The following is a 13,078-nucleotide window of genomic DNA, read 5'->3' on the forward strand; positions in this document are numbered from 1 at the left end:
AGGCGGCGAGCCGGGCTGGGCCGGAGCCGGCGGCGGAGCGGCCTGCGGGCGCAGGCCGGGTTGCGCTCCGGGCGCGGCAGCGGGCGGCGCAGGCGGCTGAGGTGCGGCGCGCGGCGGTGTCGGCATGGCGGGCTCCGCCGGCGGACGCGGCGGTGTCGGCCGGGCCGCGGGCGGCTGTGCTGGTGCCGGCGCCATGTTCGGGGCGGGGCGCATAGCGGGAGGCGCCTCGCGCGGCACCGGCGGACGCTCCGGCTGCGGACGCGCAGCAGGCGGTTCGGCGCGCGGTTGCGGCGCGGGCATCGCGGGAGGCTGCGGCCGGGGAACAGCCGGGGCGGGCTGCATTTGCGGCGGGCGCGGGGCCTGGGGAGCGCCCGGAGCCGCGGGCCGCTCCGGGCCGCGCTGGCCCGGCTGCCCGCCGGGCGGACGATGCTGCTCCTGCGGCCGCTGACGTGGTCCCCGTCCCGGTTCCTCGTCGCCGGCTGCGGGGGCCTGGGCCAGCCGGTATCCGGCTTCGGCAAAGGCTTGCCCGGCCTGCGAAATGACGAGGGCGGGCAGGACGGTCCCGACCAGCAACCAGCGTTTCGTGCGCATTGCAATTCCCGTTGTTCGTTTCAACGCGTGGGTATCAGGCCGGCCAGGGCCTGAACCCGCGATGAAGCGAAAACGGCGAGAATCGGGCAGCGGTTCCGATCGGACGGGTCAGAGCCCGGCTTCGGCCTTCACATAGGCCGCGATCTCGGCATGGGTCGCAAACCAGCAATCGCCCTTCGCCTTGGCGAGCCGGATCAGCTCCTCGAGGATCCAGAGGCGCGAGCGATAGGTGATGACATGCGGATGCATCGTCAGCAGGAAGAGCCCGCCATCGGCATAAGCCCCCTCGAACTCGCGTCGGAATATGTCGAATACCGCCTCCGGCGGCGTATAGGGCCGGAGCGCCTGGAAGCGGTTCATGTTGAAATAGACCGCGTCGTCGCGAATCCATTCGACCGGCAGCTCGACCATGCCGGTCGCCTCGCCCTTCTCGACGATCTCATAGGGGTCGTCATCGGCGAACAGCGAGGAATCGTAGAGAAGGCCGAGTTCGCGTTCGACTGAGAGCGTCACCTCGGAGAAATCCCAGGACGGGGTGCGCATGCCGACCGGCCGGACGCCGGTGATCTTCTCCAGCGTATCGGCCGAGCGCAGATGCAGTTCACGCTCGTCGGCCGGGGGGACGGCCGTGTTGACCTCGTGGATCCAGCCGTGAAGGCCGATCTCGTGACCCTCGCCGACGATGCGGCGCTGTTCGTCGGGATAGAGCAGCGCCGTAACGGCCGGCACGAAAAAGCTCGCCGGGATGTCCTGCTTCTTCAAAAGCTCCAGGATGCGCGGCACGCCGACACGGTTGCCATACTGCCCCCAGGACAGGCGGCCGACCGACTTGCCGCCGTCGCGTAGCTCGTTGGTCTCATGATCGACGTCGAAGGAGAACGCGATCGCGCAACGGGCGCCGTTCTTCCACCTGGCAGGCTTGAGATTGCGGCCGGCGCGGACGCGCTCGACCTTGCCGCGCCAGACCTCTTCCGGCCATTGCCAGGGCAGGAGTTCGGATTCGGTCATTGCCTTTTCCTCTCTGTCGAAACGCGCCCGGTCATTGCGAGCACGGCGAAGCATTCCGGGAGGACTGGGTTGAACGGTTCAGCCCTGCCGGCCCTGGATTGCCTCGTCGCTTCGCTCCTCGCAATGACGGGGTAATCATCCTCAAGCCACCGGCAGCACCGGCACGGCGGCGAGCAGGCGCTTGGTGTAGTCGTGCTGCGGGTGGTCGTAGACCGCGCCGGCCGGGCCGCTCTCGACGATCTTGCCGCGATACATAATCGCGACGCGGTCGCAGAGATGGCGGACGACCGAGAGGTCGTGCGAGATGAAGATCAGCGTCAGGTCCAGTTCCTGCCGCAGGCGGATCAGCAGATTGATGATCTGAGCCTGAATGGAGACGTCGAGCGAGGCGACCGGCTCGTCGCAGACGACGACATCCGGCTGCATCGCGAGCGCCCGCGCGATGGCGACACGCTGGCGCTGGCCGCCCGAGAACTGATGCGGGTAGCGGCCGGCGACGTTCGGATCGAGCCCGACGGCCGCCAGCCATTGCCGGACGTAGTCCTTCGCTTCGCCGCTCTTGACGAGCCCATGCGCCAGCGGCCCTTCGGCAATGCTGTCGCCCACCGTCATGCGCGGGTTCAGCGAGGCGAAAGGGTCCTGGAAGATGGTCTGGACCCGCGTCGTGACCTTATGGGGATTCTCGCCCGCGCTCATCACCGGCGCGCCGCCGATGCGGACGAGGCCGCTATCCGGGGCATAGATGCCGGCGGCCACGCGGCCGAGCGTCGACTTGCCGGAGCCGGATTCGCCGACAAGGCCGAGCGCCTCGCCGCGCTTCAGCACCAGCGTGACGTCGTCGACCGCTTGCACCACTGCCGCAGCCTTCGACAAGCCGGCCTTCTGGGCGAGCTTGCGGAACAGGCCCGGCGTCTGGGCGAAGCGCTTGGCGACATGCTCGATGCGGACGTAATGCACGGCATCGACAACAGCGGGCGGGGCCTGCCTTGCGGCGCGCGGCGGCGGCGCTACATCGGAGCCGGCGCCTCCGGCCAGCAATTGGCCAGGCTCGGAGCGGGACGGCAGCGCGTCGAGCAGCCCCCGCGTATAAGGGTGCTGCGGATGGGTCAGAACATCGAGCGTCGGCCCGGCCTCGACGATCTTGCCATGGCGCATGACGCAGACATGGTCGGCAAGCTCGGCAACGACGGCGAGGTCGTGGCTGATCCAGATCAGCGCCGTGCCGAGCTCCGCGACCAGCTCCTTCATTTCCGCGAGGATCTCGGCCTGCACGGAGACGTCGAGCGCGGTCGTCGGCTCGTCGCAGATGATCAGCTTCGGCCGGTGCAGCAGGGCAATGGCGATGGCGACGCGTTGGCGCATGCCGCCGGAGAACTGGTGCGGGTAGAAATCGACCTTGCCCTCGGGATCGGGAATGCGGACCTGCGCCAATGCCGCGACGGCGCGGCGGCGCGCCTCGGCGCCCGGGACCGTCTCATGCGCTTCCAGAGCCAATCGGATTTGCGTTCCGATGGTCAGCATCGGGTTCAGCGTCATCATCGGGTCCTGGAAGACCATCGAGATCTGCTTGCCGCGGATCTTGCGCAAGTCGGACGGAGACAAAACGACGAGTTCGCGGCCCTCCAGCTTCACCGACGAACCGCTTTCGACGCGGCCGGGCGGGTCGATCAACCCGATGATCGAGAAGCCGGTGATGCTCTTGCCCGACCCGGACTCGCCGACGAGCCCCATCACCTCGCCGCGCTTCAGCGCGAAGGAGACGCCGTCGACCGCCTTCACCACGCCGCTGCGGGCGTGAAAATGCGTTGCGAGATTCGTGACCTGAAGGAGCGGGACTTCGGTCATGACTGCCCCCTCCACCGGTATCCCTCAGCCCTCATCCTGAAGCACGCCGCAGGCGCGTCTCCAAGGATGGTCCAGCTCGCGGCGAAAGCGCCCCCTGAAGCATCCTTCGAGACGCCGCTGCGCGGCTCCTCAGGATGAGGGCTCGCATATCCAGGAGGGCCGCTCATCGCTTCAGCCTCGGATTGACCTGATCGCGGATGCGGTCGCCGACGAGGTTGATCGCGACGATCAGCACGATCAACGCGATGCCCGGATAGATCGAGATCCAGTAGCGGCCCGAGAGCATGTACTGGAAGCCGTTTGCTATGAGCATGCCGAGCGAGGGCTCGGTGACCGGCAGGCCGACGCCGAGGAAGGAGAGCGTCGCTTCCAGCGCGATGGCATTCGCCACCTGCACCGTCGCGACCACGATCAGCGGCGGCAGGCAGTTCGGGAAGATGTGGCGCAAGACCACGCGCCAGCCGGGCAGCGGCGTCGACAGCACCGCCTCGACATAGTCCTTGCCGCGCTCGGCCGAGGCGGCGCCATGGGCGGTGCGCGCGAAATAGGCGTATTGCGCGGCAGCGAGCGCGGCGATGAGCTGCATCTTGCCCTGGCCCAGCAACGCCGAGAGCACGAGCGCCAGGAGGATCGCCGGGAAGGCGAGCTGGAGATCGATGACGCGCATAATGAAGGCTTCCCAGCGGCCGCCGACATAGGCGGCGCCAATGCCGAGCGAAACGCCGAGGACGAAGGCCAGCGCACCGGCGACGAGCCCCATCTGCAGCGAGATGCGCAAGCCGTAGAGGATGGCTGACAGCAGATCGCGGCCCTGCGCGTCGGTGCCGAGCCAATGGGTATAGCCACCTTCACCGACATAGCCCGGCGGACGGCGCGCATCCGACAGCGACAGTTTGGCGAGGTCGTAGGGGTCCTGAGGAGCGACGAGCGGCGCCAGCAGCGCGATGCCGATCATCAGCACGACCACGACGAGCGCCGCGACCGCTGTCCTGCTCTCGCGGAATTCGGCCCAGAAGCGGGCGGCGGGAGAGGCGTCCTTCATCTGGCGCCTCCTTTCCTCAGCCTGGGATCGAGCCCGACATAAGCGAGGTCGACGAGGAAGTTGATGGTGATGAAGACGAAGGCGACGAGCATGAGATAGGCGACCATCACCGGCCGATCGAGCGACTGGATGGAGTCGATGATCAGCTTGCCGATGCCGGGCCAGGAGAAGATCGTCTCGGTGACGACGGCAAAGGCGAGCGTCGAGCCGAACTCCAGGCCGAAGACGGTCACCAGCGGAATCGCGATCAGCCTCAGCACGTGCCGGCGCAGCACGGTCCATTCGGAGAGGCCGGCGGCGCGGGCGAACTTCACCGTGTCCGACAGCATGGCCTCGCGCGTGCCGGCACGGGCAAGGCGCGTCATCAGCGCGAGCTTGAAGAAGGCGAGGTTTAGTGCCGGGAGCAGCAAGTGGTTGAGCCCATTCAGCGTCAGGAAGCTCCACTCGACGCCGAACACGGAAACCGTCTCGCCGCGCCCGCCCGCCGGCAGCCATTGGAGTTCGACGGCGAAGGCCATGATCAGCACGAGGCCGATCCAGAAGGTCGGCACGGAGAAACCGAGGATCGAGACCGTCATGATCAGCTTCGAGGCGAGGCCATCGGGCTTGTAGCCGGCGTAGATTCCCGCGGGGATGCCGATCAGCGCCGCGCCGCAGACCGCGGCCAGCGTCAGTTCCAGGGTCGCCGGCAGGCGCGAGAGGATGAGCTGCATCACCGGCATGCCGAAGACGAAGGAACGGCCGAAATCGCCGTGCAGCACGCGCCCGAGAAAGGTGAGGTATTGCTCCCAGAGCGGCCGGTCGAGCCCGTAATGGGCGATGGTCTGGAGCCTGAGCTCCTGGCTGACATCGGGACCGATCAGCACGTCGATCGGATTGCCGATCGCATAGACGCCGACGAAGACCAGCACCGACATCACGAGCATGACGACGAGCGCCTGCACCAGCCGGACGGCGACGTGGCCTAGCATGCGTCTCGGCGGTCCCTGCCGCTCTGTCCAGCCCTCATCCTGCGGAGCGCCGCAGGCTTGGTCCGGCTCGCGATAGTGACGCCCCCTGGAACATCCTTCGAGACGCCGCTCCGCGGCTCCTCAGGATGAGGGCTGAGGGAAGTCGGCCTCACGGCCAGTTCTCCACCATCGCCGCACGCGTCTCCTCGACGCCCACCCGCCAGACCTTCAGCATGTCCTCGTCCGGCCGCTGATAAAGGCCGTGGAAGTTGCCGTCGCCGATGATTTCGCGTCGCCTCGCGGGACTGGCGGCCTGGTATTGGGCGGCAATGAAGGGCTGCTTCAGCGTGTCGGGCATCGAGACGCCCGCGAGCCGCGTCCAGGGGAAGTTCTCCATCCAGGAGGCGTGCGACGCCGCCGGGTCGATAGCCTTCACCGCCGCCTGGAATTGCGGCGCCGCCCACCAATTGTGCAACCTGATGCTCGCATCCGGGTGGCGATCGAGCCATTCGGTGGCGAAGTTCAGCGCGGGCGAATTGCCGCCATGGCCGTTGACCAGCACGATCCGCCGGAAGCCAGAGCGATAGAAGCCGTCGAAGATGTCTCCCAGCAGCGCCGCATAGGTGCTGAGCTTCAGCGAGATGCTGCCCGGAAAATCGAGGAAGCCCGGGGTCATGCCATAGGCCAGCACGGGGAAAACGGGGATGCCGAGCGGCTCGGCCGCCTCCTTCGCCACCCGTTCGGACAGGATCACGTCGGTCGCCAGGCTGAGATAGGCGTGCTGCTCGACGCTGCCGAGCGGCAGGACGCAGCGGTCGTCCCGCTTCGCCTGGGCTTCGATCTGCATCCAGTTCATCTCGGCGACCAGCACGGCGCAATCCTTGCTTTGCTTTCACAGGCGGTAGACAGTTCGGTCAGTCCCTGCCCAAACCATCCTTGACTCTGGCATTCCGGAGCGTCAAGTTCCATTTGGAACTAAACGGCAGGGAGACACTGCCATGCGGCGCTCGCCTACCTCTCTTTCGCGCGTTGACCCGGAACGCGAGGCCGCGTTTGGCGCGCTCGATCCGCTGACCGTCACCAAACTCTGGGACAATCCCTGCTGGCTGTCCTTCCGGCTGAACTTCCTTGCCTTCCGCTTCAACGATCCGGTCTATCGCTGGATCGAGACCCGATACGGCCTGGTGCGCCCGGAATTCGTTGCGCTGTATGCCGTGGGGCTGCGCGAGGGCGTCGCTGCCAAGAACATCGTCGCCTCGTCGGGGCTGCCGAAGAACACGCTGTCGCGCGCAGTGCAGAAGCTGCTGCAGAGGCGCCTGCTCAAGCGCGAGACCGACCCCGACGATCTGCGCAGCTACGTGCTGCACCTGACGGCGGCCGGCCGCAAGATCTTCAACGAGACCATGCCGCAGATGGTGCAGCACCAGAACATGATGCTCTCTCGCCTCAGCGAAGACGAGCAGCAGCAGCTCTGCGCGCTGCTCGACAAGCTCGTCATCGCCTCGCCCACCTGGCCCAACGAACTCGAACACGAGGGGAACTAATCATGAAACCGGCCCGGACCTTCCGCCTCGCGGCCTTTGCCGCGCTACTCGCCACCACCGTCTCGACCGGCGCACTGGCCCAGACCCTGACGATCGGCGTGCGTGCCGGCCCTGAGTCGATCGATCCGCACTTCACCGCCACCGGCACGCATGCCGAGGCGCTAAAGCATGTCTTCGACACGCTGACCTGGTCCGGCGACAAGCTGCAGATCGAGCCGCGGCTCGCCCTGAGCTGGAAGACGCTCGAGCCGACAGTCTGGGAGTTCAAGCTGCGCCCCGGCGTCAAATTCCATGATGGCTCCGACTTCACCGCCGAGGATGTGAAGTTCTCGATCGAGCGCATCCCGGTCGTGGCCGGACCGAACCCGACGACGATCTATGTCCGGCGGGTCAAGGAGGTGAAGATCGTCGACCCGCTGACGGTTCACATCGTCACGGACGGGCCGGCTCCGAACCTGCCGAACGACTTCATCCGGCTGTTCATCGTCTCGCACAAGGCCGCCGCGGGCCTGACCAAGGACAATGCCAACGAGGCCTTCAACTCCGGCAAGGCGGCTGTTGGCACCGGCCCCTACAAGTTCCTCTCCTGGACGCCGAAGGACCAGATGGTGCTGGATCGCTTCGATGGCTACTGGGGCCCGAAGGAGCCCTGGGCCAAGGTCGTGCGCAAGGAGCTGCCGAACGACGCCGCCCGCGTCGCGCAGCTCAAGGCCGGGCAGGTCGACATTATCGTGCGCGCCCCGGCCTCCGACGTGCCGACGCTGAAGCGCGATGCTAAGCTCAACGTCGCGACGGTCGAAAGCGTCTATCTCTTCAACATGGAGCTCGACATGCGGGACAAGTCCCCGCAGATCAGCGCCAAGGACGGCTCGCCGCTGCCGAAGAACCCGCTGCAGGACGTCAGGGTGCGCGAGGCGATCGACCTTGCCATCGACCGGCCGGCGCTGGCCGAGATCGCGATGGAAGGCCTCGGTTCGCCGGCCAACCAGTTGGTGACGCCGACCATCGCCGGCTTCAACAAGAGCCTGCCGGCGCTCAAGCCCGACATCGCCAAGGCCAAGAAGCTGATGGAGGAGGCCGGCTATCCCAGCGGCTTCAAGATCACCTTCTCCTTCACCAATGACCGCCTGCCCGGCGACCGGCAGGTCGGCACCTCGATCGCCCAGATGCTGGCGCGCATCGGCGTCGAGGTGAACGCCAACGCCCAGCCGGGCGCCGTGTTCTTCCCGGCCCGCCTGCGCGGCGACTTCTCGATGTCGATGTCGGGCTGGGGCACGCTGACGGGCGAGGCCAACTACACGCTGTCCTCACTGGTGCATTCGAACGACCCGGCCAAGAAGCTCGGCGCCTTCAATGTCCAGAACTACGCGAATCCTCAGGTCGACAAGCTGATCGAGGACGCTGCTGTCGAGATGGACGAGGCCAAGCGCAACCAGATGCTGGCCGATGTCTCGGCCATCGTCGCCAAGGACCGGCCGCGCCTGCCGATCACCGCCGTCGGCTCGGCCTGGGCGATGCAGAAGGACAAGGTGACGATCAGCCCGCGCGTCGACGAGGACACGCTTGCGATGGACATCAAGCCCGCCAAGAAGTAACGCGACCACCTTCGCGTCATGGTCGGGCTTGTCCCGACCATCCACGTCTTCGCTGGGCGAGGGTCGTGTTCAAGACGTGGATGCTCGCCACAAGGGCGAGCATGACGGGCGACTCCTCGAAACGACGACTGATCGGAATACGAACATGACCCTCGCGCTTGCCATCCATGGCGGCTGCGGCACGTTGCCCAAGGCCGAGATGACCGAAGCCGAATGGGCGCAGGCCCGCGCCGACCTCGCCGCTGCGCTCAGGGCCGGCTGGAGGATCCTGAGCAAGGGCGGCCCCGCCGTCGATGCGGTCGAGGCCGCGGTGCGGGTGATGGAGGACTCCCCGCATTTCAACGCCGGCCATGGCGCCGCCTTCAACACCGATGGGGAGCATGAGCTCGACGCCTCGATCATGGACGGATCGACGCTTGCGGCCGGCGCGATCTGCGCGGCCCAACGCATCCGCAACCCGATCACCGCCGCAAAGGCGCTGATGCTGCGCGGCGACCCGCTGCTGCTCGCCGGGCCCGCCGCCGACGCCTTCGCCGAGCATGAGGGGATCGACACCGTCGCCAACGAGCATTTCTCGACCGAGCGCCGGCGCAAGAGCCTGGCCTCGATGAAGATCCGCGAGATCGTCGGCACGGCCGCCGAGGCGAGCGAGGCCGAGAAGCACGGCACGGTCGGCGCCGTGGCCTGCGACGCGCAAGGCCACCTCGCCGCAGCAACCTCGACCGGCGGCTACACCAACAAGCCGGCCGGCCGCGTCGGCGACACTCCGATCATCGGCGCCGGCACCTATGCCCGCGACGGACGCTGCGCCGTCTCCGGCACCGGCAAGGGCGAGTATTTCATTCGCTACTGCGTCGGCCACGAGATCGCATCGCTGATCGCCTATAAGGGCCTTTCGCTGGAGGCCGCGACGCAGGCCGTCATGGCGGAGCTCTCCGAGCACAGGATCGGTGCCGGCCTGGTGGCCGTCGGCGCGGATGGCACGGTCGTCGCGCCCTTCAACACCGACGGCATGTATCGCGGCTGGGTGACGCCGGACGGGTTGATGCATGTCGCCACCCACGGAACCGTCGAAATGGCCGGCCAGGCGTGAGGCTGCAGGGATGAGCGAGCCGATCCTGATCTGGGGCGCAGGGGCCATCGGCGGCACGCTCGGCGCCTATTGGGCGCGGGCGGGCGTGCCGGTGCTGCTGGTCGATATCGTCGCCGAGCATGTCGAGGCCTGCCGCACGCGCGGGCTCGCCATCACCGGTCCGGTCGAGGAATTCACGCAGGCGGTGCCCGCCGTGACCCCGGCCGAGCTCGGCGGCCGCTACAGCCGCATCGTCCTCGCCGTGAAGGCAGGCGCGACCGAAGCGGCGCTGGCAGCGCTCAAGCCGCATCTGGCCGAGGACGGCTTCGTGCTCTCCGCGCAGAACGGGCTCAACGAGCTCGCCATCGCCAAGGCAGTCGGCGAACGGCGCACCATGGGCTGCTTCGTCAATTTCGGCGCCGACTGGCTCGGGCCGGGCGAGATTCTCTACGGCAACCGCGGCGCGACGGTTGTCGGCGAGCTCGACGGGTCGATCAGCGAACGCGCGTCCGAGATGCATCGGCTGATGAAGCTGTTCGAGCCCGATGCGATCCTGACCGACAACATCTTCGGCTATCTCTGGGGCAAGCTCGCCTATGGCGCGATGCTGTTCGCCACGGCACTGACCGACGATTCGATGTCGGCGAATTTCGCCGATCCCGGACGCCTGCCGGTCTGGCTCGCGCTCGGGCGCGAGGTCGGCGCGGTTGCTGCGAAGCGCGGGGTGACCTCGCTCGGCTTCGGGGAGTTCGACCCGATGGTCTTCGCGCCAGGCCGCCCCGAGGGGCCGCAGATCGAGACCATTCGCTGGCTCGCCCATTACACATCGCAGACGGCCAAGACCCATTCCGGCATCTGGCGCGATCTCGCGGTGCGCAAGCGCAAGACCGAGGTCGACCCGCAGATCGGCATCATCGCGACTGTTGGCCGCGAGGTCGGCGTCGCGACGCCGGCACTCGAGACGCTGGTCTCGCTGATCCACGACATCGAGGAAGGCCGCCGTCCGATGGTCTTCGAAACGCTGAAGGTACTGGTCGACCGATGCAGATCCGTTTCGACGGGCGGGTAGCCCTCGTCACCGGCGCGGCCCAGGGAATCGGCCGCGCGATCGCGGCCGCGCTGGCCGAGGCCGGCGCCCGCGTCCACCTTGCCGACATCGATACCGGCGGCGTGCAGGCGGCGGCGCGGGAAATCGGCGCGACGGGCCACGGGGTCGATCTCGGCACGCCCGAGGCCGCGCAGGCGCTGGTGCGCGACATCGTGGCGATGGAAGGCCGGCTCGAACTCCTCGTCCATGCCGCCGGCGGCGTGCGCGGACAGGTCGGCAGACCGATCGAGGAGATTTCAGAAGAAGACTGGCGGGTGATCTTCGCGGCCAATGTCGATGCCGCCTTCTTCCTCGCGCAGGCGGCAGCGCCCGCGATGAAGCAAAGCGCCTACGGCCGGATCGTCACGATCTCGTCTGGCGCAGGATTGCGGCCTAGCCTCACCGGCATCCAGGCCTATGCCAGCGCCAAGCACGCACTCGTCGGGCTGACGAAGCAGCTCGCCTGGGAATTCGGCCCGCGTGGCATCACGGTGAACTCGGTGGCGCCGGGCTTCGTGCGCTCAAACCCCGCAACCGAGCGGCAGTGGCAGAGCTATGGGCCGGAAGGGCAGAAGCGCCTCGTCGAAAGCATCCACACCCGCCGCCTCGGCACGCCCCAGGATATCGCCAACGCCACGCTGTTCTTCCTGAGCGAACAGGCAGGCTGGATCAGCGGGCAGGTGCTCTCGGTGGATGGCGGACGGTCATAGAGGCGGCTGGAGCGCGCCGTCATGCTCGGGCTTGACCCGAGCATCTCGTCCCGGAGGAGGCTCCAGCGCCTTGTTCTGCGTGAGATTCTCGGGTCGAGCCCGAGAATGACGTCACCCGTGCCTCAGCTGCAGTTCATCTTGTCGGCCGGCTGGTCGGCGCCGACCATCCAGTTGGTGCCGAAGCGATCGACCAGCATGCCGAAGCGCGGCGACCAGAAGGTCTCGGCCATCGGCATGGTGATCTTGGCGCCGCCTTCGCAGAGACCCGCGAAGATGCGCTCGGCCTCCTCGGGAGTCTTCACGCCGACGCTGACGGAGACCGAACGCATCGGCCCGTCCGAGCGATCCGGCGGCGCGTCGGAGGCCATCAGCATCTGCCCGTCGACCTCGAGGCAGGCATGCAGGATCTTGTCGCGCCATTCGGGGGCGACATGCTCCTCGGCCGGCGTGCCCTTGTGGTCCATCATGGCCAGCATCTTGCCGCCCAGCACCTTTTCGTAATGGGTGAAGGCCTCGCGACAGTTGCCTCCGAACATCAGGTAAGTCGACAGTTTCATTGTCTTTCCTCCTCGCTGGGTTGATGGCGGGTGCGGAGGGCGGCTCAGGCGGGGCGCTCGGCCGCTGCCTTCATCGCCGTCAGGCCGGATTCGAAATCGCCGCCGACCATGCGGTCCATATCCATGAAGACATGCATGATCTTGCCGATGAATGGCGTCGGGCCGGTCATGGTCCAGGTCACGACCGTCGCAGGGCCCTGCGGCGTCAGCGCGAAGGCGACGTCGTTATGCGCCTCGAACGGCTTGACGAAATCGAGCTTGAGCGCGACCCGGCTCGGCGCGTTGGCTTCCATGATGCGCATGCTGCCTTCGCCGACATTCTTGTCGCCGGCCCAGGCATAGGTCGACCCCACGCCGGTGTCAGTGCCGCCATAGGTCCGCTTCATCGCCGGATCCTTCTTCTCCCAGGGCGACCAGGCGCTCCAGGCCTTGAAATCGGCGATCAGGGCATAGACACGTTCCGGCGGCGCCTTGATCGTGGCGGTGCGCGTGACCTGGAAGGTGTCCGGCTTGCGGGCCGCGAGGATCAGCACGATGGCGATCCCGACCACGACAACGCCGAGCAGGCTGAGGAGAACGGTCTTGAGCATGGGTCATCACCTGCGGAAAAGCTGAAGGGAATATTGGCGTGTCAAACGCCCGATTCATCGGGGGGTTTCACGTTGATCTGGCGCAGCATCTCGTCCAGCCGGCCCAGGCTCTGGTCCCAGAAACGGCTGTAATGCTCCAGCCATTCCGAGACGTCCTGCAAGGGGCCGGGGTCGAGCCGGCAGGGTCGCCACTGGGCTTCCCGCCCCCGCGTGATCAGCCCCGCGCGCTCCAGCACCTTCAGATGCTTCGAGACCGCAGGGAGGCTCATCGCGAAGGGCTCAGCCAACTCCTTCACAGAGGTCTCGCCTTGCGACAGCCGGGCCAGAATGGCACGGCGCGTCGGGTCGGCGAGGGCAGCGAAAGTCAGGCTGAGCGGGTCCGTCGACATCGAATGAAACCGATCAGTTAATTAACTAGTCGGTTTAGTATCGCCACCCCGCTACCTTGTCAACCGCGTTCCGAGCAGATTGTCGTGAACCACCGCCG

Annotated in this window: 13 protein-coding genes; 5 read left to right on the plus strand and 8 right to left on the minus strand. The window is 67.1% G+C overall.

The window, feature by feature from the left end; genetic code table 11:
- Positions 1–699 precede the first annotated feature (699 nt).
- The 5 genes from AC1DIN_RS16045 to AC1DIN_RS16065 form a co-directional block, all read right to left on the minus strand.
- The gene (locus AC1DIN_RS16045; RefSeq protein ID WP_476810501.1) at positions 700–1,599 is read right to left on the minus strand and encodes a polysaccharide deacetylase family protein; all 900 of its coding nucleotides are present in this window, start codon (positions 1,597–1,599) and stop codon (positions 700–702) included.
- A 141-nt stretch (positions 1,600–1,740) separates the two neighbouring features.
- Positions 1,741–3,444 (minus strand): dipeptide ABC transporter ATP-binding protein, encoded by a 1,704-nt coding sequence (locus AC1DIN_RS16050; protein WP_476810502.1) that lies wholly within the window; start codon positions 3,442–3,444, stop codon positions 1,741–1,743.
- 163 nt (positions 3,445–3,607) lie between these two features.
- Positions 3,608–4,486, minus strand: a complete 879-nt coding sequence (locus tag AC1DIN_RS16055; protein WP_476810503.1) for an ABC transporter permease — start codon at positions 4,484–4,486, stop codon at positions 3,608–3,610.
- Positions 4,483–5,457, minus strand: a complete 975-nt coding sequence (locus AC1DIN_RS16060; protein ID WP_476810504.1) for an ABC transporter permease — start codon at positions 5,455–5,457, stop codon at positions 4,483–4,485. Before AC1DIN_RS16060 ends, AC1DIN_RS16055 begins: the two co-directional genes overlap by 4 nt.
- Positions 5,458–5,605: 148 nt before the next feature.
- Positions 5,606–6,307 (minus strand): creatininase family protein, encoded by a 702-nt coding sequence (locus AC1DIN_RS16065; protein WP_476810505.1) that lies wholly within the window; start codon positions 6,305–6,307, stop codon positions 5,606–5,608.
- 127 nt (positions 6,308–6,434) lie between these two features.
- Here AC1DIN_RS16065 and AC1DIN_RS16070 point away from each other — a divergent pair, with 127 nt between their 5' ends.
- The 5 genes from AC1DIN_RS16070 (at position 6,435) to AC1DIN_RS16090 (ending at position 11,444) form a co-directional block, all read left to right on the plus strand.
- Complete coding sequence (locus AC1DIN_RS16070; RefSeq protein ID WP_476810506.1) at positions 6,435–6,980, plus strand: MarR family winged helix-turn-helix transcriptional regulator; 546 nt, start codon at positions 6,435–6,437, stop codon at positions 6,978–6,980.
- Between the two features lie 2 nt (positions 6,981–6,982).
- The gene (locus AC1DIN_RS16075) at positions 6,983–8,575 is read left to right on the plus strand and encodes an ABC transporter substrate-binding protein (protein WP_476810507.1); all 1,593 of its coding nucleotides are present in this window, start codon (positions 6,983–6,985) and stop codon (positions 8,573–8,575) included.
- Between the two features lie 145 nt (positions 8,576–8,720).
- On the plus strand, positions 8,721–9,668 hold the full coding sequence (locus AC1DIN_RS16080; RefSeq protein WP_476810508.1) for an isoaspartyl peptidase/L-asparaginase family protein: 948 nt from the start codon (positions 8,721–8,723) through the stop codon (positions 9,666–9,668).
- Positions 9,669–9,678: 10 nt separating this feature from the next.
- Entirely contained in the window at positions 9,679–10,716 is a 1,038-nt protein-coding gene (locus tag AC1DIN_RS16085) for a ketopantoate reductase family protein (protein ID WP_476810509.1), read from the plus strand.
- The gene (locus tag AC1DIN_RS16090) at positions 10,689–11,444 is read left to right on the plus strand and encodes an SDR family NAD(P)-dependent oxidoreductase (protein ID WP_476810510.1); all 756 of its coding nucleotides are present in this window, start codon (positions 10,689–10,691) and stop codon (positions 11,442–11,444) included. Before AC1DIN_RS16085 ends, AC1DIN_RS16090 begins: the two co-directional genes overlap by 28 nt.
- Positions 11,445–11,566: 122 nt before the next feature.
- Here the strand turns inward: AC1DIN_RS16090 and AC1DIN_RS16095 are convergent, their stop codons facing one another.
- From AC1DIN_RS16095 to AC1DIN_RS16105, 3 genes are read right to left on the minus strand one after another with little or no spacing between them, the layout of a single operon-like run.
- A complete protein-coding gene (locus tag AC1DIN_RS16095; RefSeq protein WP_476810511.1) occupies positions 11,567–12,001 on the minus strand; it encodes a VOC family protein in 435 nt (144 codons plus the stop codon).
- A gap of 44 nt (positions 12,002–12,045) precedes the next feature.
- Entirely contained in the window at positions 12,046–12,591 is a 546-nt protein-coding gene (locus tag AC1DIN_RS16100; protein ID WP_476810512.1) for an SRPBCC family protein, read from the minus strand.
- 41 nt (positions 12,592–12,632) lie between these two features.
- Positions 12,633–12,980 carry an ArsR/SmtB family transcription factor gene (locus AC1DIN_RS16105; RefSeq protein WP_476810513.1) on the minus strand — a complete coding sequence of 116 codons (348 nt, stop codon included), beginning with the start codon at positions 12,978–12,980 and terminating at the stop codon, positions 12,633–12,635.
- Between the last annotated feature and the right edge of the window lie 98 nt (positions 12,981–13,078).

It is taken from the genome of Allobosea sp. 05T438, from assembly GCF_056396025.1.